This window comes from Polaribacter sp. M10 (assembly GCF_054968445.1).
Window position 1 is genome coordinate 483,734 of the sequence record NZ_JBSSBG010000001.1, and the last position, 16,892, is coordinate 500,625.

16 protein-coding genes are annotated in these 16,892 nt (G+C 28.7%); 12 read left to right on the top strand and 4 right to left on the bottom strand.

Going from position 1 to position 16,892, the window contains the following annotated elements; translation table 11 throughout:
• The first annotated feature begins 9 nt into the window (after positions 1 to 9).
• From ACWYN7_RS02135 to ACWYN7_RS02155, 5 genes are all read left to right on the top strand, one after another.
• Positions 10 to 1,368: a tetratricopeptide repeat protein gene (locus tag ACWYN7_RS02135; protein WP_462858189.1), complete on the top strand. Its 1,359-nt coding sequence runs from the start codon at positions 10 to 12 to the stop codon at positions 1,366 to 1,368.
• Positions 1,368 to 1,931: an LPS export ABC transporter periplasmic protein LptC gene (gene lptC / locus ACWYN7_RS02140; RefSeq protein ID WP_462858190.1), complete on the top strand. Its 564-nt coding sequence runs from the start codon at positions 1,368 to 1,370 to the stop codon at positions 1,929 to 1,931. Before ACWYN7_RS02135 ends, lptC begins: the two co-directional genes overlap by 1 nt.
• A 3-nt stretch (positions 1,932 to 1,934) precedes the next feature.
• The gene (locus ACWYN7_RS02145; protein WP_462858191.1) at positions 1,935 to 2,138 is read left to right on the top strand and encodes a hypothetical protein; all 204 of its coding nucleotides are present in this window, start codon (positions 1,935 to 1,937) and stop codon (positions 2,136 to 2,138) included.
• A gap of 12 nt (positions 2,139 to 2,150) precedes the next feature.
• Positions 2,151 to 3,416: a hemolysin family protein gene (locus ACWYN7_RS02150; protein WP_462858192.1), complete on the top strand. Its 1,266-nt coding sequence runs from the start codon at positions 2,151 to 2,153 to the stop codon at positions 3,414 to 3,416.
• 121 nt (positions 3,417 to 3,537) lie between these two features.
• The gene (locus tag ACWYN7_RS02155; protein WP_462858193.1) at positions 3,538 to 5,625 is read left to right on the top strand and encodes a peptidylprolyl isomerase; all 2,088 of its coding nucleotides are present in this window, start codon (positions 3,538 to 3,540) and stop codon (positions 5,623 to 5,625) included.
• Positions 5,626 to 5,780: 155 nt separating this feature from the next.
• On the opposite strand, the gene rho is transcribed toward ACWYN7_RS02155, so the two are convergent.
• Positions 5,781 to 7,439 carry a transcription termination factor Rho gene (gene rho, locus ACWYN7_RS02160; protein ID WP_462858194.1) on the bottom strand — a complete coding sequence of 553 codons (1,659 nt, stop codon included), beginning with the start codon at positions 7,437 to 7,439 and terminating at the stop codon, positions 5,781 to 5,783.
• A 203-nt stretch (positions 7,440 to 7,642) separates the two neighbouring features.
• Here rho and ACWYN7_RS02165 point away from each other — a divergent pair, with 203 nt between their 5' ends.
• The 4 genes from ACWYN7_RS02165 (at position 7,643) to ACWYN7_RS02180 (ending at position 11,737) form a co-directional block, all read left to right on the top strand.
• On the top strand, positions 7,643 to 8,074 hold the full coding sequence (locus tag ACWYN7_RS02165; RefSeq protein ID WP_462858195.1) for a DUF4293 domain-containing protein: 432 nt from the start codon (positions 7,643 to 7,645) through the stop codon (positions 8,072 to 8,074).
• Between the two features lie 267 nt (positions 8,075 to 8,341).
• Positions 8,342 to 9,007 carry a response regulator gene (locus ACWYN7_RS02170; RefSeq protein WP_462858196.1) on the top strand — a complete coding sequence of 222 codons (666 nt, stop codon included), beginning with the start codon at positions 8,342 to 8,344 and terminating at the stop codon, positions 9,005 to 9,007.
• A 175-nt stretch (positions 9,008 to 9,182) separates the two neighbouring features.
• Positions 9,183 to 9,866: a hypothetical protein gene (locus ACWYN7_RS02175; RefSeq protein ID WP_462858197.1), complete on the top strand. Its 684-nt coding sequence runs from the start codon at positions 9,183 to 9,185 to the stop codon at positions 9,864 to 9,866.
• Between the two features lie 14 nt (positions 9,867 to 9,880).
• Entirely contained in the window at positions 9,881 to 11,737 is a 1,857-nt protein-coding gene (locus ACWYN7_RS02180; protein ID WP_462858198.1) for a sensor histidine kinase, read from the top strand.
• On the opposite strand, the gene ACWYN7_RS02185 is transcribed toward ACWYN7_RS02180, so the two are convergent.
• Positions 11,724 to 12,221 (bottom strand): metallophosphoesterase family protein, encoded by a 498-nt coding sequence (locus tag ACWYN7_RS02185; RefSeq protein WP_462858199.1) that lies wholly within the window; start codon positions 12,219 to 12,221, stop codon positions 11,724 to 11,726. The genes ACWYN7_RS02180 and ACWYN7_RS02185 overlap by 14 nt on opposite strands.
• A 63-nt stretch (positions 12,222 to 12,284) precedes the next feature.
• Between ACWYN7_RS02185 and truA the strand changes: the two genes are divergently transcribed.
• The 3 genes from truA (at position 12,285) to ACWYN7_RS02200 (ending at position 15,361) form a co-directional block, all read left to right on the top strand.
• Positions 12,285 to 13,010 carry a tRNA pseudouridine(38-40) synthase TruA gene (gene truA, locus ACWYN7_RS02190; protein ID WP_462858200.1) on the top strand — a complete coding sequence of 242 codons (726 nt, stop codon included), beginning with the start codon at positions 12,285 to 12,287 and terminating at the stop codon, positions 13,008 to 13,010.
• A 3-nt stretch (positions 13,011 to 13,013) separates the two neighbouring features.
• Entirely contained in the window at positions 13,014 to 14,780 is a 1,767-nt protein-coding gene (locus ACWYN7_RS02195; RefSeq protein WP_462858201.1) for an ABC transporter ATP-binding protein, read from the top strand.
• A gap of 140 nt (positions 14,781 to 14,920) precedes the next feature.
• Positions 14,921 to 15,361, top strand: coding sequence for a hypothetical protein (locus tag ACWYN7_RS02200; RefSeq protein ID WP_462858202.1), 441 nt, complete (start codon positions 14,921 to 14,923; stop codon positions 15,359 to 15,361).
• 62 nt (positions 15,362 to 15,423) lie between these two features.
• Here the strand turns inward: ACWYN7_RS02200 and cdaA are convergent, their stop codons facing one another.
• Both cdaA and ACWYN7_RS02210 read right to left on the bottom strand, forming a co-directional pair.
• On the bottom strand, positions 15,424 to 16,200 hold the full coding sequence (cdaA, locus tag ACWYN7_RS02205; protein ID WP_459483911.1) for a diadenylate cyclase CdaA: 777 nt from the start codon (positions 16,198 to 16,200) through the stop codon (positions 15,424 to 15,426).
• 51 nt (positions 16,201 to 16,251) lie between these two features.
• Positions 16,252 to 16,857: an ExbD/TolR family protein gene (locus tag ACWYN7_RS02210; RefSeq protein WP_462858203.1), complete on the bottom strand. Its 606-nt coding sequence runs from the start codon at positions 16,855 to 16,857 to the stop codon at positions 16,252 to 16,254.
• Between the last annotated feature and the right edge of the window lie 35 nt (positions 16,858 to 16,892).

The window sequence follows — 16,892 nt, forward strand, 5'->3', positions numbered from 1 at the left end:
TTAACAAAAATGAAGAAAATTACGTTTTTAATAGCTGTTACAGTACTTCTAGTTACAGCAAAAACAAATGGACAAGAAGACACAAGCAGAGAGTGCCAAATTAAGTACAACCTTTTTAAAGGTGATTTTAAATCTAAAAAATACGATGAAGCCTTTGCAAATTGGAATTATTTAATGGACAATTGCCAAGATTTATCTGTAAATATTTATAAATATGGTTCTACTTTGGCAGAGGATGTTAAAAAAGATCCTGCACTTGCTAAAAAAGTATATGAGCAAAGACTTAAATATTTTCCTGAGCACCATGATACTAAAAATAATCTTGCAAAAGCACATAGTGATTATGCAACGTATTTAGCTAAAAACAAATTAGCTTCAGATTCTGAGATTTTTAATATTTTAGAAACTGCCTACAAAATATCTCCTAAAGATATGAGTGTAACAAACATTTACAAATATTTTCAAGGAGTAACAGATAAATATAAAGATGTAGAGCCACAAAAGGTTTTCGATACTTATGATGATGTAATTGAATCTGTAGGTGTAAAACTAGATGATTACACTAAGAAAATTATCAAACTTACAGCAGATTCAACAAAAGTTTTAAGCGCAAAAGAAAAAAGATATTTAAGAGCTTATACTATTAACTCTAAAGCATTAGGTCAAATAGAAAGTGGTTTAGATAATATTATTTCAGAGATTGCAACTTGCGAAAGATTAATCCCTATTTATCAGAGAGATTTTGAAGCAAACAAAACAAATGCAGTTTGGTTAAGAAGAGCGGTATCTAGAATGTTTAACAAAGGTTGTCAAGAAGATCCTTTATTCGAAACTTTAGCAAAAGCTTATGCAGAGGCAACTCCATCTCCAGATTCATATTCTTTTTATGCTGGTATTTTAGAGAAAAATGGAGACACAAGTGGAGCTGCTGAAATGAGACAAAAAGCATTTGATTTAGAAACAGACCCTTTAAAGAAAGCGAAAACTAAATTAAAATTTGCTCAAGCAGCTTTAGCTAGAGGTCAAAAATCTAAAGCAAGAAGTTTAGCAAGAGAAGCTTTAAAGTTTAACCCTAATTACGGTAAAGCATATTTATTAATTGGTAGAGCATATCAATCTAGTGTTAATGGGTGTGGTTCTGATGAGTTCGAAAAAAGAATGGTATATGCTGCTGCATTAAGACAAGCTCTAAGAGCTTCTGCAGTAGATCCAAGTATCTCTTCTACAGCAAGAAAATACATTGCAACTTATAGAGCTAACTTACCAAGTAAAAAAGTAATCTTTACAAAAGGGGCTACAGTTGGTGAGTCTTATACGATTAAATGTTGGATTGGAGAAACTGTTAAGGTTGCTTCTAGTGGCAAATAATGAGAATTAAAAATAAAATATTATTACAAAGCACTGCTGTTATTTTAACAGTAGTGTTTTTTTCTTGCTCTAAAGATACCCAAAAAGCAAGAGATTTCTTAGCGGATAAAAATTTGCCTATTGGTACATCTAAAGATGCTTATCATGTTTATAAAGATTCTGGTAGAGTAACATCTAAATTGATTACACCTTTAATGCTCGATTATAGCAATAGACAAGATCATCCTTATAGAGAATTTCCTTCTGGAATTAAAATTATAAATTTCGAAAACAAAGGTTTAGACTCTGTAACAATAATTGGCGATTATGCTCTTTCTTATGCAACAACATCTATTTCAGAAATTAAAGGGAATGTTGTGGTTGTAAATCATACAGATAAATCTAGATTAGAAACTGAACAACTCTTTTGGGACCAAAAAACAAAATATTTTGTTTCGGAAAAAGCATTTAAACTCACCAAAGAAAGTGATACTATTTTTGGAGTTGGTTTTGAGTCTAGAGACGACTTAACAAAACATCTCGCAAAAAAAACAACAGGAAAATTAGAAACTTCAGAAGAATAAATTATGAATAAAATTTGGAAATTTTTTCAATACGGATATTTAATGGTAGCTTTTATTTGTTTGATAGAAGGTATAGTTCGCTGGAATTCAGAGAGAACAAGAGCTTATTTTTTTCTTGGTTTTGCAATTTTTATTACATTAGTGTTTTTCTTTAAAAGACATTTTAGAAAAAAAGTTCAAGAAAGAAACAATCAAAACAAGCAATAATTTAAGTTCTTAATGGAGGTTGAACTCATAATTATCATTATATCAATCTTGCTATCTGCATTCTTTTCAGGTATGGAAATTGCATTTGTATCCGCCAACAAAATGCATATCGAATTAGAAAAGAAAAGAGAAGGTTTTATACCTAAAATACTTACTAAAATAACTCAAAAATCATCAAAGTTTATTACTACAATGTTAGTGGGTAATAACATTTCTTTGGTAATTTACAGTTATTATATGGGCGAATTTCTTATCAGATTTATCTCAACAGAATCGTTTAACGAGTTTTCTTTGTTATTAATTCAAACTGTAATTTCTACCATTATAATTCTAATTACAGCAGAGTTTTTACCCAAGGCTATTTTTAGAATTTATGCTAACGAAGTTTTAAAAATCTTTGCTTTTCCTGCCTATATTTTTTATAATTTATTCCATTTCTTTTCAGAGTTTATTACAATGATTTCAGACTTTTTTCTGCGCGTTTTTTTTAAAACTAATGCAGATGAGCAACAGACTGAATTTAGTAAAGAAGAGCTTGGTATTTACATTAATGAACAACTAGAAACTGGTAATGATGATGATGAAATGGATTCCGAAATCCAAATTTTTCAAAATGCATTGGTTTTTCAAAATGTAAAAGCAAGAGAAGTTATGGTGCCAAGAACAGAAATTATTTCTGTAGAAATGCACGAAACCGTAACCAATTTAAAAAACCTTTTTATAGAAACAGGTTTGTCTAAAATTTTGGTTTACAAAACTTCTTTAGATGATGTTGTTGGCTATGTAAATGCTTTCGAGTTATTTAAAAAACCAAAAACAATTAAATCTATCTTATTGCCTTTAGAAATTGTACCAGAATCTATGATGATTAACGATATTCTAAATACTTTAATGAAAAAGCGCAAAAGTGTTGCAGTAGTTGTAGATGAATATGGAGGTACTTCTGGAATAATTACAGTAGAAGATATTGTAGAAGAGTTGTTTGGAGAAATTGAAGATGAACACGATTCTCAAGAGTTTTTAGAAGAAAAAATAAACGAAAACACTTTTAAGTTTTCTGCAAGATTAGAGGTTGATTATTTAAATGAAGAATACGATTTAAATATACCAAAATCTGAAGCTTACGAAACTTTAGGAGGTTTTATAATAGAGCACACAGAAAACATTCCTGAAGAAAATGAACTAATTGATATTGAAGGTTTTAGTTTGAAAATATTAAAAATGAGTGGAGCAAAAATAAATGAAGTTTCTATCAAAATCTCTAACACCGAAGATTAAAATCTACAGTTCAATTCGAGTTAAAAAAAACAACACTTTTTAAGCTACTGATTTAGTACAAAATGGTTTGCGAAATTAAAACCAAAAATCGTATATTCGCCCACTGAAAATAAATAAAAGTATGGCAATTTTATCAAAAATTAGAGAACGTTCAATGTTCTTACTTATCATTATTGGATTAGCACTTTTTGCTTTTGTATTAGATCCATCAACACTTGGTGATTTTTTCAACTCAAGCAAAGTAAATGAAATTGGAGAAGTAGATGGAGAAGCAATTTCTAGACAAGAATTTGCAAATGAATTAGAAGCTTACAAACAACAAACTGGTAATAGAGTTTCAGAAATGCAAGCTGCAAAAACAGTTTGGGATAATATTGTAAGAAAAAAAATATATGCCAATCAATTAGATGAAGCAGGAATTACAATAGGAGAAGCTGATGTTTGGAACCAAGTTATAAGTGCTCAATTTGTACAAAGTAATCCTCAATATCAAAACGAAGCTGGTTTATTTGATGAAAATAAATTCAAACAATTTCTAGCAGATACTAAAGAGAATAATAAGGAATTATGGGGTCAATGGTCTGCATATATGGGGCAGATTAAAGACAACTCACAAAGAGATACTTATAATAATTTAGTTACTGCAGGTTTAGGAGCTTCTTTAAAAGAAGGCGAGCAAGAGTATATGATAGAAAACACTAAACTAAATGCACAATTTGTTTATGTACCTTACTCTTCAGTAGCAGATAGTTTAGTAAAAATTAAAAAATCTGAGGTAGAAGCTTATATTAAAAGTCATGCAGACGAATTTAAGGTAGAAGCCTCTAGAGATCTTTCTTATGTTAAGTTTGATATTGTTGCTACACCAGAAGATGAGCAGGTTATAAAAAATGAAGTGGCTTCTTTAATCGAAGATTTTAAAGCAGCAGAAAATGATGCAGTATTTTTAACAGAAAATGATTCTGATGATAGTATCAATCCTAATTATCAGTTTAAAAGTTCTGTAAATCAAGAAGTAGCAAATCTTATTTTTGAAGGTAATAAAGGTGATGTTGTTGGTCCTTATAAAGACAAAGGATATTTTAAAATTTCTAAAGTAACTGAAGTTGCACAAATGCCAGATTCAGTTAAAGCAAGTCATATTTTAATTCCTTATGTAGGTTCTCAAAGAGTAGCTCCAGATGTTACAAGAACAGAAGAAGAAGCTAAAGAATTAGCAGATAGTATTTACAATGTTGTAAAAAGAAGAAAAAGTAAATTTGGTAGTTTGGCAAAAGAATTTTCTTCTGATTTAGGATCTGCTGCAAAAGAAGGAGATTTAGATTGGTTTAACTACACAAGAATGACTCCTCAGTTTAGAGATTATACTTTTGAAGGTAAAAAAGGAGATATTGGTGTTGTGAAATCGCCATTTGGTTTTCATATTATTAAAATTGATGATCAAAAGAACAAACAAAAAGTTTTAAAATTAGCTACTTTTAGTAGAAGAATAGAAGCTTCTGAAGCAACAGAAAATGAAGTTTTTAGAAGCGCAAAAGAATTTGAATTAGAACTTTCTAAAGGAAACGATTTTTCTGAATTAGCTAAAGAAAAAAACTATGTAGCTAAGCCAGCTGTTGGTTTAAAGTCTTTAGATGAAAATGTTCCTGGAATTGGTAACCAAAGACAAATTGTAAGTTGGGCGTTTAATAGCGATTCAGAAATTGGTAGTTTTAAAAGCTTCGATTTAGAAGGTAGTCACGTTGTAGCTGTAATAACTGCATCAGAATCTAAAGGATTAATGTCTGTAACTAAAGCTGCAGGTAGAGTAAAACCAATTTTAATCAATCAAAAGAAGGCAGCATTATTAAAAGAAAAATTAGAAGGTTCAGATTTATCAGAAATAGCTAAAGCGAATAATGTAAGTGTTAGAACTGCAAGTAATGTAACATTAAAAAGTCCTACACTTTCTGGAGTAGGAGTAGAGCCTAAAATTGTAGGTGCAATGTACAATGCCGAGCCAAATAAGATTTACAATTCTATAGAAGGTGCAAGAGGTGTGTATACTTTTAAATTAACAAGTAAAGAATTGCCAACTGCTTTGCCAAATTACGATGCAAATAGAAAAAGAATTGCTGAATCTAGAAAAAGGTTAACTTATAAAATTTACGAAGCAATTAAAGAAGCTTCAGATGTAGTAGACAATAGAGAGAGTATGTATACAAATTAATACACTCTTAATTTATCATATAAAAAATCCGTTCTAATTTAGAACGGATTTTTTTTGCTTTATAAAGTTTCTAAGCATCAGAAATTATTAGATATAAAAACACCTTTTAGAATAATGCTAAAAGGTGCTTTTAATTAGTGTAAAGAATTATATTCCTATCCGTTCATAGAAATTAAAAACTCATCGTTGTTTTTAGAAAATTTAATTCTATCATTAATAAATTCCATTGCTTCTATAGGGTTCATATCTGCCAAATATTTACGTAAAACCCACATTCTTTGTACGGTTTTATCATCTAACAATAAGTCATCACGTCTTGTAGAAGATTTAATTAAATCGATAGCAGGATAAATACGTCTATTAGAAATATTACGATCTAACTGTAGTTCCATATTACCAGTTCCTTTAAACTCCTCAAAAATAACTTCATCCATTTTAGAACCAGTTTCTGTAAGTGCAGTGGCAATAATTGTTAAAGAGCCACCACCTTCTATATTTCTTGCAGCACCAAAGAAACGTTTTGGTTTGTGTAATGCATTAGCATCTATACCCCCAGAAAGTATTTTTCCAGAAGCAGGAGCAACAGTATTGTAAGCTCTTGCTAAACGTGTAATAGAATCTAAAAGAATTACCACATCATGCCCACATTCTACCAAACGTTTTGCTTTTTCTAAAACAATATTTGCTACACGAACGTGTTTGTCTGCTGGTTCATCAAAAGTAGAAGCAACTACTTCTCCACGCACACTTCTTTGCATATCTGTAACCTCTTCAGGTCTTTCATCAATCAACAAAACAATTTGATAAACTTCTGGATGATTCTTAGCAATTGCATTTGCAACATCCTTTAAAAGCATTGTTTTACCCGTTTTTGGTTGGGCAACAATCATACCTCTTTGTCCTTTTCCTATTGGCGAAAATAAATCGATAATTCTTGTAGATAAAGAACTACCTCTTTCTGCTAAATTGAATTTTTCTTGTGGAAATAAAGGCGTTAAATGCTCAAAAGAAACACGATCTCTAACAATGTTAGGGTTTAATCCGTTAATTTTTGAAACTCTAATTAAAGGGAAATATTTTTCGCCTTCTTTTGGCGGACGAACATTACCTCTAACAGTATCTCCAGTTTTTAAACCAAATAATTTAATTTGAGATTGAGACACGTAAATATCATCTGGTGATGATAAATAATTATAATCAGAAGAACGTAAAAAACCATAACCATCAGGCATCATTTCTAAAACACCTTCACTTTCTATAATGCCATCAAACTCAAAATCTGGGTCTCTGTATCTATTTCCAGATTTATGTCTGTTAGAATTATTTTTAGCATTGTTTTGGTTGTTATTTTTGTTTTTGTTATTCTGTTGATTGTTGTTTCTTGGCTGGTTTTTAGGAGCTCTTGGTGGGTTGTTTTGCGCAGGTTTTTGTTCTTTTGTTTCTTTAACTTCTGGCTTTTTTACAACTTCGGTTTTATTTTCTTTAGAAGCCTCTTTTTTAACAGTTCGCTTAACTGGTGCTTTCTTTTCTTGAACAGGAGCTTTTACTTCAGCTTTTTCTTCTACAACAGCTTCTTTAGTTGCAGTAGCAGGTGCTTTTTTAGCAACTCTCTTTCTTTTTGGTTTTTCAGTTTTTGGCTTTTCTATTTCAGCAGGAGTGGTTTGTGCTGAAGCAGGATTAGAAGCTTGAGTATCTAATATTTGATAAACTAGATCTAATTTTTTTAATTGACTCGTTTTTTTAAGTCCAATTGATTTAGCAATTACCTGCAAATCAGCAATCGTTTTTGCTTTTAGTTCAGAAATTTCGAACATTTATGTATATATTAAGTTATGATAAATCTTAAGCTGTTAAGATATTTAAAAATTGTTTATTTGATTTTTTTTAAATTATTGTATATAGTACTATACAATACTTTTTGTGCGGCTTTTATAAAGCAAATATATACTTTTTTTTTTACTTCCAAGTTTTCTTTTTTTAAAAAAGAAATTCTACTTTTGTATTGCAATAATTTATTATGATACAAAGAATACAATCTATTTACTTATTACTAGCCTCGATAGTTTCTGGAGGCTTAATTTTTGTATTTAATTTATGGAATACAATTAAAGAAAAAATTTTTGTTGTAGATTTGTTTTCTAGAGAAACTATTACACTTAAAATAGTTCCTTTAATGTTCATTTTGTCTGCTGTATTATCTTTAGTAACCATTTTTTTGTTTAAAAACAGAAAGTTACAGTTTGTAGTAGGCCGAATTATAATTTTGATAAATCTTTTTTTATTAGGTTTATTGATTTATTTGTCTCTAAATTTATCTGGAGAAACAAATGTTTCAGAGAAAGGTATTGGGATGTTCTTACCAATTTTAGCTATTTTGCTTGTTGTTTTGGCAAATAAAGCGATTAAAAAGGATGAAGATCTTGTAAAATCTGTAGACAGATTGCGATAAAACTAACAAATAGTATATTTAGTGCGAAAAAAACCGAGAAAATTTCTCGGTTTTTTGCATTTTAAAGAATATTAAATAGTTTATTTTTATAAAATTATTAAAAATCATATAAATCCACCTTAATTATAAGTATTTGGTTATTAGTTTTTTAAAAACATTTTCTCCCCATTTATAGGGAGAAGACTCCCTATAAATGGGGAGTGTGAAATTTCACCATTTATGGGGATTGTATAATGCCAATAACTAGTTTAAATTTGTAGAGTAACAATGAAAAATAAGATATACGTTCATGTAGCTGACGACCATAAAATTGTAATCGATGGTATAATAGCTGTATTAAATACTGATAAAGATATAGAAATAAGAGGATATTCTCTTACAGGAAAAGAAGTAACAACCTGGTTCGAAAATGATCAAAACCAAGCAGATGTTTTAATTCTCGATATTACAATGCCAATTTTAGATGGTATAGGAGTTTTAAGATATTTCAGAAAAAATAGAATCAGACAAAAAGTTATTATTTTATCTAGCTATGATGATATTAAAATTGTTCAAGAAATGTTAAGCCTTGGTTGTAAAGGTTACATTACAAAAAACAATGCAGGAGAACACATTATAGAAGCTATTAAAACTGTAGCAAATGGAGAGCAATATTTTAGTCCTAACATTCAAAGGCAATTATTAAAAACTTTAGCAGGGCAACAAGTAGAAGAAGGCGCATTACCAGAAGATTATCTAATAGAAACCTTAACTGATAGAGAATTAGATGTATTAAAGTTAATTACAAAACAGTATAATACATCAGAAATTGCAGATAAGTTAAATTTAGGAATCAGTACAGTAGATACGTATAGAAAAAGTTTATTAAAAAAATTAAAAGTAAAAAATGCAGTAGGCTTAGCAATGTATGCGGTAAAAAACAAAATAGTATAATTTCCCTCAATGGTTTTATGTAATTATGCTCGAATCTTTAACTATTTTTTCATGGTTAATCCCTAAAAGATTTGACGATTTTTTCCCCAATATTTAACATTTATTGTGTGCATTGTAAAACCTACTTATTTTATAAATCCAAACAAAGTATTACATATTATTAAAATTTTTAACCATGAAAAAAATTAGTTTATTATTATTAGCTGCATTATCAATTGTATTTACATCTTGTAATAACGAAGAATCCCTACCAATTGAAAGTCAAAGTGAAAATCTATTAAAAACATTTGAAATTAAGAGAGATGCTACAGGTGCATATTCTGTTAATTTTGATGTATCAAACAATACTAAAATTGATAAATTTACAGATCTAACAGAAAACAAAAGTGAATTTCATTTAACATCATCAGATTTATTTACTCAAAAAAGTGTTTCAGAAGAACTATTAATAGACAACAATAATTTAAAAGTTGGTTTTGTTGATGCAAATGCTGGTCAAAGTAAATTAATTTCTATTACAGACGACAATATTTCTTTCTTAAGTAAATCATCAGATGAATATATAAAATTATCAAGTTATAGTGTAATAGCAAATGAAGGCGGTACTTATGATTTAGTTTTTAGCGTAAAAGATAATGTAGAAGTATCTTTTGTCTATAATGAAGAGATTGCTACATATGAGGTACATTTAGAAGATGGTAAAACTGGAGATTTAGATTTTACTAGAACTCTAGAGAAAGAAGAAGGTATGCCTTTAAAAATTGATTTTGTTAACCATATTAATAATACTATGGCTAAATCTTCTGAATCATTAGAGGTTAGAAAGCCAAAGGTTATTATATCAGAGGTTGGAGATTAAAATTATTTTAGTAATTGAGAAATATACTTTTAATATTATTTATTTGTTTTAAAACGTTTGGAGTAAAAGCAATAAATTTTAAAGCTAATAAAGAAGAGGTTTATAATAAAGCTTCTTCTTTATTAGTTAATAAAAATGATTCATTAAATAAATTAAATTTTGATAAAGTATTTAAACTTTATCAAAAAGAAGATTATGTTAATGCATTAAGAAACGCTTTGTTTCTTTTAGAGGAATGTCAAAAAAACAAGAATAGTTATTGGACATTTAAATACAATTACTTAATAGGAGATATTTATAGAAAAACTAATAAATTAAATAAATCACTAAAATATTATAGACAATCTTTAGCAATTGTAAACTCATCACTTTTAGATAATGAAGATTCAAGGTTTTCAGATTTAGAAAATGTACAAACTCTGTTAAGGCTCGGTACTATTTATCACAATCTATATGTTTCTGTCGATATCAAAAAAGAACATACTACTCTGGATAGTGTTAGACTAAATAAAGAAAAAAAAATATTTTTAGATAGTGCAAAAATATTCTATCACAAAGTAGAACAAACACCTTCATTAAATAATGAAATTGAAAATTTAAAGGGTACTGCATTTAGCAATATTTCAGGAATTTATGAAGAAGATTCTTTATTCACTAAAGCAGAATATTATATAAACAAGGCAATTAAAATTCATAGAAAGAATAGTAACAATTTAAAGACAGCAAATTCATTAAATAATTTAGCAAATATTTCATTATCGAAAAAAAAATATCAAAAATCTAAGAAGTTATATATAGAAGCAATTAATTTATTAAAAAACGACAATAATTCTAGTGCAATTAGAACTAAAGCTAAATTGTATTATAATTTGGCTTGGGCAATGCGTAATCTTGAAGAATTTGAGGCGTATGATTATCAAGAAAAATCTTATCAATATGAAAATGATATTCGAGATAAGGAATTTAGAGAGATTATCGAAGAAATAAGCGCAGAACACGATGTAAATGTTGCTAAAAAAATTGTTAGGCAAGAAGAAGAAAATAAAAGATTAAAAACGCAAAGAGCTTTTTCAATTTTTGGTATTATTGGTTTAATTGTTATTATATCACTGGGCTATTGGCTGGTAATTAATAATCTTAGGCAAAAAAACTTAGCATTAAGTTTATCTCAAACAAAATTAATTCAGAATCAAAAAATTGAAAAAATAAAATCTGAATCACAAGTAAGAATTTTAAATGCAACCATAGATGGTAAAGAATCTGAAAGAAAACAAATTGCAGAAACTTTACACGATAATGTAAGTGCATTATTATCATCTGCAAACCTCCATTTACAAGCCACTAAAAAGCAATTCAATGGTTCTACGCCAATTGAAATAGATAAAACACGAGAAATTATTTTAGAAGCTTCACAAAAAATAAGAGATTTATCTCATACTTTGGTGTCGTCAGTATTGTTAAAATTCGGACTTACTTTTGCCATTAAAGATATGGCAGAAAAATACTCAAACTCTGAATTAAACATAGAAACCGAAATTAATAATGTAAACAGGTATCATCAGAGTTTTGAAATTAAAGTCTATAATATTATACAAGAATTTGTAAATAATATTTTAAAACATAGTAAAGCAGATAAAGCGCTTATTGAATTAGAACAGAGACAAGATAAATTATATATTATTATTTCTGATGATGGTATTGGTTTCGATAAAACTAAAATAAGGTCTAAAGATGGCTTAGGATTGAATCAAATAGATGCAAGAATACAAATGATGAAAGGTGTTATTAAAATTGATTCTGGCGCAAATAATGGAACACAAATATCAGTTGAACTTCCTGTTTTAGAAATCGAAGAATTTAACCACGTTTAGCCAATTCTATAATTTCTAAATTTTTTATTTCTCCTTTTTGCAGTTCAAAACGAAGCATAGTTCTTATTTTATGAAAACCATGATTGCCTGCAGCTCCAGGATTTAAGTGTAATACATTTAGTTTTTTATCAAATTGTACTTTTAAAATATGAGAATGTCCAGCAATAAATATTTTTGGAGGATTTTTACTGAGCTCTTCACGAATTCTTAAATTATATTTATTAGGATATCCACCTATATGAGTCATCCAAACAGAAACATTTTCAACATTAAATTTGTTGTCTAAAGGAAATTCAGCCCTAGCATCTTTATCATCAATATTGCCATAAACTGCACGTAAAGGTTTTATTTTTTTTATAGCATCAGTAACCTTTAAATTCCCAATATCGCCTGCATGCCAAACTTCATCCACTTGTTTTACAAACTTTAAAATTTGATCATCAATATAACTATGTGTGTCAGATAATAATAAGATTTTTTTCACATTTCAAAAGTAATCATAACAAAATAAATTATGTAATTTTGGTCTCTTCAAAATCACATTTTCTTGAGATATTTTATAGAGCTTTCTTACAATGGAAAAAATTATCATGGTTGGCAAATTCAGCCAGATGTTATTTCTGTACAAGAAAAATTAAATAATGCGCTAAGTACAATTTATCAAGAAAAAATAGAAGTTGTGGGTGCTGGAAGAACAGATACAGGAGTGCATGCAACACAAATGTTTGCTCATTTTAATATTGATAAACCATTAAAAGATAAAATTGTATTTAAATTGAATTCAATTTTACCAAACGATATTTCTGTACAGCAGGTTTTTTTGGTTGATGATGAAAAACACGCAAGGTTCGATGCTAAATCTAGAAGTTACGAATACAAAATTTGGTTGGGTAGAAATCCGTTTTTATTAGATTTTTCTTGGCAGATTCATTCTCAAAAACCAAATGTAACTTTAATGAATGAAGCCGCAAAATTACTTTTAGAATACACAAATTTCCAAACTTTTTCTAAAGTAAAAACTGAAGTGTACACTTTTAATTGCGATGTTACAGAGGCTTTTTGGCAACAAAAAGGAGACGAACTAACGTTCCATATTTCTGCAAATCGTTTTTTAAGAAATATGGTAAGAGCAATTGTTGGTACTTTAATTGATGTTGGTTTAGGTAAATTATCTGTAGATGATTTTAGAAAAATTATAGAAAGTAGAAATAGAGGAAATGCAGGATTGTCAGTTCCTGCAAAAGGATTATTTTTAACAAAAATAAAATATTAAGTTTTGGCAGAAAAAACAGGGAATGCTTTTGATATGCAAATTTTTTCGAGACTAATGTCTTTTGCAAAACGCTATCGTTTGTATTTTTTTATTGCATCTTCATCAACTATATTATTAGCCTTATTTTCGGTTTTATCACCTTTGGTTTTAATAAATACGGTAAACGATTATATTTTATCTAATGATAAAGTTGGTTTGCGTAATTATGCCTTAATCATGTTGGTTATTTTGTTGATAGAAGTTTCGCTTCAGTTTTCATTTATATATTTTGCAAATTGGGTTGGTCAGCACATTATTAGAGATATAAGAGCAAAAATATTCAGACATATTTTACAGTTTAAGATGTCTTATTTCGATAATAATTCTGTGGGTAAATTAGTTACAAGAGTTGTTTCTGATATCGAAACCATAGCCGCTTTTTTTAGTAATGGTGTGTTTACAATTGTAAGTGATATTCTAAAAATGTTAGCAGTAACAGTAGTTATGTTAGTGTTAAATTGGAAATTGGCATTAATCACTTTATCAATTTTACCCATTTTAATTTATGCTACAAAATTGTTTCAAGTGGCAATAAAAGCTACTTTTCAAGAAGTTAGAAATCAAGTTGCCAATTTAAACGGATTTGTTCAAGAGCGAGTAACTGGTATGAAAATTGTACAATTGTTTAATCGTGAAAACATTGAATATCAGAATTTTAAAGAAATTAACGATAAGCACAAAAAAGCAAATATTAAAACCATTTGGTATTTTTCAATCTTTTTTCCAATTGCAGAAATTTTATCATCCATAGGTATTGGATTAATTGTTTGGTTTGGTGGTGGACAAGTTGTACAAGATTCTGGTATTTCTATTGGTATGATTATGGGTTTTATACAATTTGCACAAATGTTATTTAGACCTTTACGTCAAATTGCAGATAAATTTAATCAATTACAAATGGGTATTGTTGCTGGAGAACGTGTTTTTAAAGTGATAGATACTGATAGCAGCATCACCAAAAACGGAACAATTCAAGCTGAAAAATTAAAAGGTGATATCAGTTTAGATGATGTTAAATTTAGTTATGTTAAAGATGAACTTGTTCTAAAAGGGGTTTCTTTAGAAGTTAAATCTGGACAAACAATTGCCATTGTTGGTGCAACTGGAGCAGGAAAATCGACCATTATTAATTTGATAAATCGTTTTTACGAAATAGATGGTGGTAGTATAAAAATAGACGGAATTTCTGTAGACGATTATACTTTAGAAAGTTTAAGAAATCAAGTTGCCATTGTATTACAAGATGTTTTTTTATTTTCAGATTCTATCTTAAATAACATCACTTTAAAAGATGAAAACATCACTTTAAAAGAAGTAGAAAAAGCAGCAAAACAAATTGGTATTCACGATTTTATAATGACACTTCCTGGAGGTTATCATTATAATGTAAAAGAACGTGGTGCAATGTTATCTTCAGGACAAAGACAATTAATTGCTTTTTTAAGAGCTTATGTTAGCAAACCAAGTATCTTAATTTTAGACGAAGCTACTTCTTCTGTAGATGCTCATGCAGAACAAATGATTCAATTTGCAACAGAAACCATTACTAAAGGCAGAACATCAATTGTAATTGCGCATAGATTAGCAACCATACAAAAAGCAGATCAAATTGTTGTAATGGATAAAGGATTGATCGTAGAACAAGGTTCGCATCAAGAATTGTTAGAAAAAGAAAATGGCTACTATAAAAATCTGTACGACAAGCAGTTTAGTTTAGATGTAGCTTCTTAAAATACTTCGCAAAACCATCAATTTAAACACAATTACTTTTTAAACGAGTTAAAAAAAGATTTTTTAGAGATAAAAAACAGTTTATCATACCTCTATTTTTGTATCGTAATAAATTATTAATCAATACAAAAACATAAATTATGAAAAAACTAGGAATATCAATATTGGTAATTGCAGCTTTAGTAATCACATCTTGTAAAAACGAAACCAAAAAAGAAATTAATGAAGAGACTACTGAAATAGGAAACGAAATTAATGAAGGATTAGAAGAAGCTGGAGATGAGTTAAATGAATTTGGAAATGATGTAAAATCTGCTTTCGATGATATAACAATACCTGAATTTGATGATGAAAAAGCAGAAGCGCATTTAAAATCTTACGCTGCTTATGTAAAGACGCAAATAGATAAAGGCGCAGAAAATATTAAAAACTCTGAGTTTGCAAAAGAAACTGAAGAGTTTGCTGAGAAAAGTGAAATGTACATGAAAAATTTAAGTGCAGAAGCCAAAGCCTCTTATAAAGCTACAATGGATAAAATTGATGCAAAAGTAGAAGAAATTGAAAATGATATGGAATCCTAATTGGATATCATTAAAAAAATATAGAATTAAAAAGCTCTCAAATTTTGAGAGCTTTTACTATTTTAAATACTGTCTTTTTTAATTTTTTCTATCAATTCATCTTGGGTGGTGTACAAAACAAATTCACCATCTTTAATGTAAGAAATTTCGCCTGTTTCTTCAGAAACCAACAAACAAATAGCATCTGTTTTTTCGGTTACGCCAATTGCAGCTCTGTGTCTTAAACCAAATCTAGCAGGTATTTTTGTGCTATCAGAAATAGGTAAAACCACTCTTGTAGCCACAACATAATTATCTCTAATAATGGTGGCACCATCGTGCAAAGGACTGTTTTTAAAAAAAATACTTTCTAAGATCACCTCATTTACTAAAGCATTCATTTGGTCTCCAGTATTTACTAAAAAGTCTAAACTATTGGTACGTTCTATAACAATTAAAGCACCAGTTTTGTTTTTAGACATGTTGTTGCAAGCTCTTACAATTTTTTCAGCTTCAATTTCAGAACCAATTTCGGTTTGTAAAAACTTAAGTTGCTTTAAAAAACTTTTTTTGTTAGAGAAGTTTGTAGTACCAATCATCAGCAAAAATTTACGTATTTCTTGCTGAAAAACTATAATTAAAGCAATAACACCACCAGAAAGTAAGTAGCCTAAAATACCACTTAGCATTTCCATTTTTAAGGCTTGTGTTATTTTCCAGATTAAGAAAATTAATGCAATACCAATAAAAATATTAATGGCAACAGTACCTTTTAATAATTTATAAATATAGTAGAGTAGTATTGCTACTAGCAAAATATCTAAGATATCTAAAAAAGAAAATTCAATAAAATCTAACACGTAAAAGATACATTTTAGGTAAAAGTACTAATAAATTCTGTGAGTACCATATCAGTTTTTTATATCTGCATCAGATAATAAAAGCGGATATTTTTCTCGAATTAATTTAATTTTCGATTCAAGTAATTTATCTTGATGATTCGTTTTTTTATAATCTTCTAATAAGCTTACATAATTTCTGTTGTACAATTTTACCGCCAATTTATTTCTTAAATGTGTGTAAGCCGCATTTAAATGGTCTAGTGTTAAAATATAAGTTTCGTAATTGGTGTTTCTATCTGTTTTTACAGAAATAAAAGCTTTTGTTGGATGATCTGATGAGGTTGATAATTGTTGTCCTTGGCACCAATCACAGGGTTTGTTTTGGGTATCTAAACCACCACCATTATCTATAAAGTCGATAGCAATTTGTTTTAAAGTTTTTGGTGATACAATTTCACCTTCTATAAAAATTTCGTTTTTAAGGTTGATGTTTACCTCTAAAATGTTCTTGTCTTTAATGGTTAATGCTGCTGCTGATGGATCTTTTTTAGGAATTCTTCTGTTAATTCCTGCATCAACATTCATAGTTGTTGTTACCAAAAAGAAGATTAATAATAAAAATGCGATGTCTGCCATAGACCCTGCATTAATTTCTGGAGATTCTTTTCTACTCATAATACCTAGTTTTTAAAAGTTAATAAATTTGATTT

What these genes read in the sequence shown, in the direction of transcription:
- ACWYN7_RS02200 (WP_462858202.1), top strand. Translation starts at nt 14,921, where the DNA reads ATGAAAAAACTAGGAATATCAATATTGGTAATTGCAGCTTTAGTAATC.
- ACWYN7_RS02135 (WP_462858189.1), top strand. Translation starts at nt 10, where the DNA reads ATGAAGAAAATTACGTTTTTAATAGCTGTTACAGTACTTCTAGTTACA.
- ACWYN7_RS02170 (WP_462858196.1), top strand. Translation starts at nt 8,342, where the DNA reads ATGAAAAATAAGATATACGTTCATGTAGCTGACGACCATAAAATTGTA.
- ACWYN7_RS02165 (WP_462858195.1), top strand. Translation starts at nt 7,643, where the DNA reads ATGATACAAAGAATACAATCTATTTACTTATTACTAGCCTCGATAGTT.
- ACWYN7_RS02145 (WP_462858191.1), top strand. Translation starts at nt 1,935, where the DNA reads ATGAATAAAATTTGGAAATTTTTTCAATACGGATATTTAATGGTAGCT.
- lptC (WP_462858190.1), top strand. Translation starts at nt 1,368, where the DNA reads ATGAGAATTAAAAATAAAATATTATTACAAAGCACTGCTGTTATTTTA.
- ACWYN7_RS02150 (WP_462858192.1), top strand. Translation starts at nt 2,151, where the DNA reads ATGGAGGTTGAACTCATAATTATCATTATATCAATCTTGCTATCTGCA.
- rho (WP_462858194.1), bottom strand. Translation starts at nt 7,439, where the DNA reads ATGTTCGAAATTTCTGAACTAAAAGCAAAAACGATTGCTGATTTGCAG.
- ACWYN7_RS02175 (WP_462858197.1), top strand. Translation starts at nt 9,183, where the DNA reads ATGAAAAAAATTAGTTTATTATTATTAGCTGCATTATCAATTGTATTT.
- ACWYN7_RS02155 (WP_462858193.1), top strand. Translation starts at nt 3,538, where the DNA reads ATGGCAATTTTATCAAAAATTAGAGAACGTTCAATGTTCTTACTTATC.
- ACWYN7_RS02210 (WP_462858203.1), bottom strand. Translation starts at nt 16,857, where the DNA reads ATGAGTAGAAAAGAATCTCCAGAAATTAATGCAGGGTCTATGGCAGAC.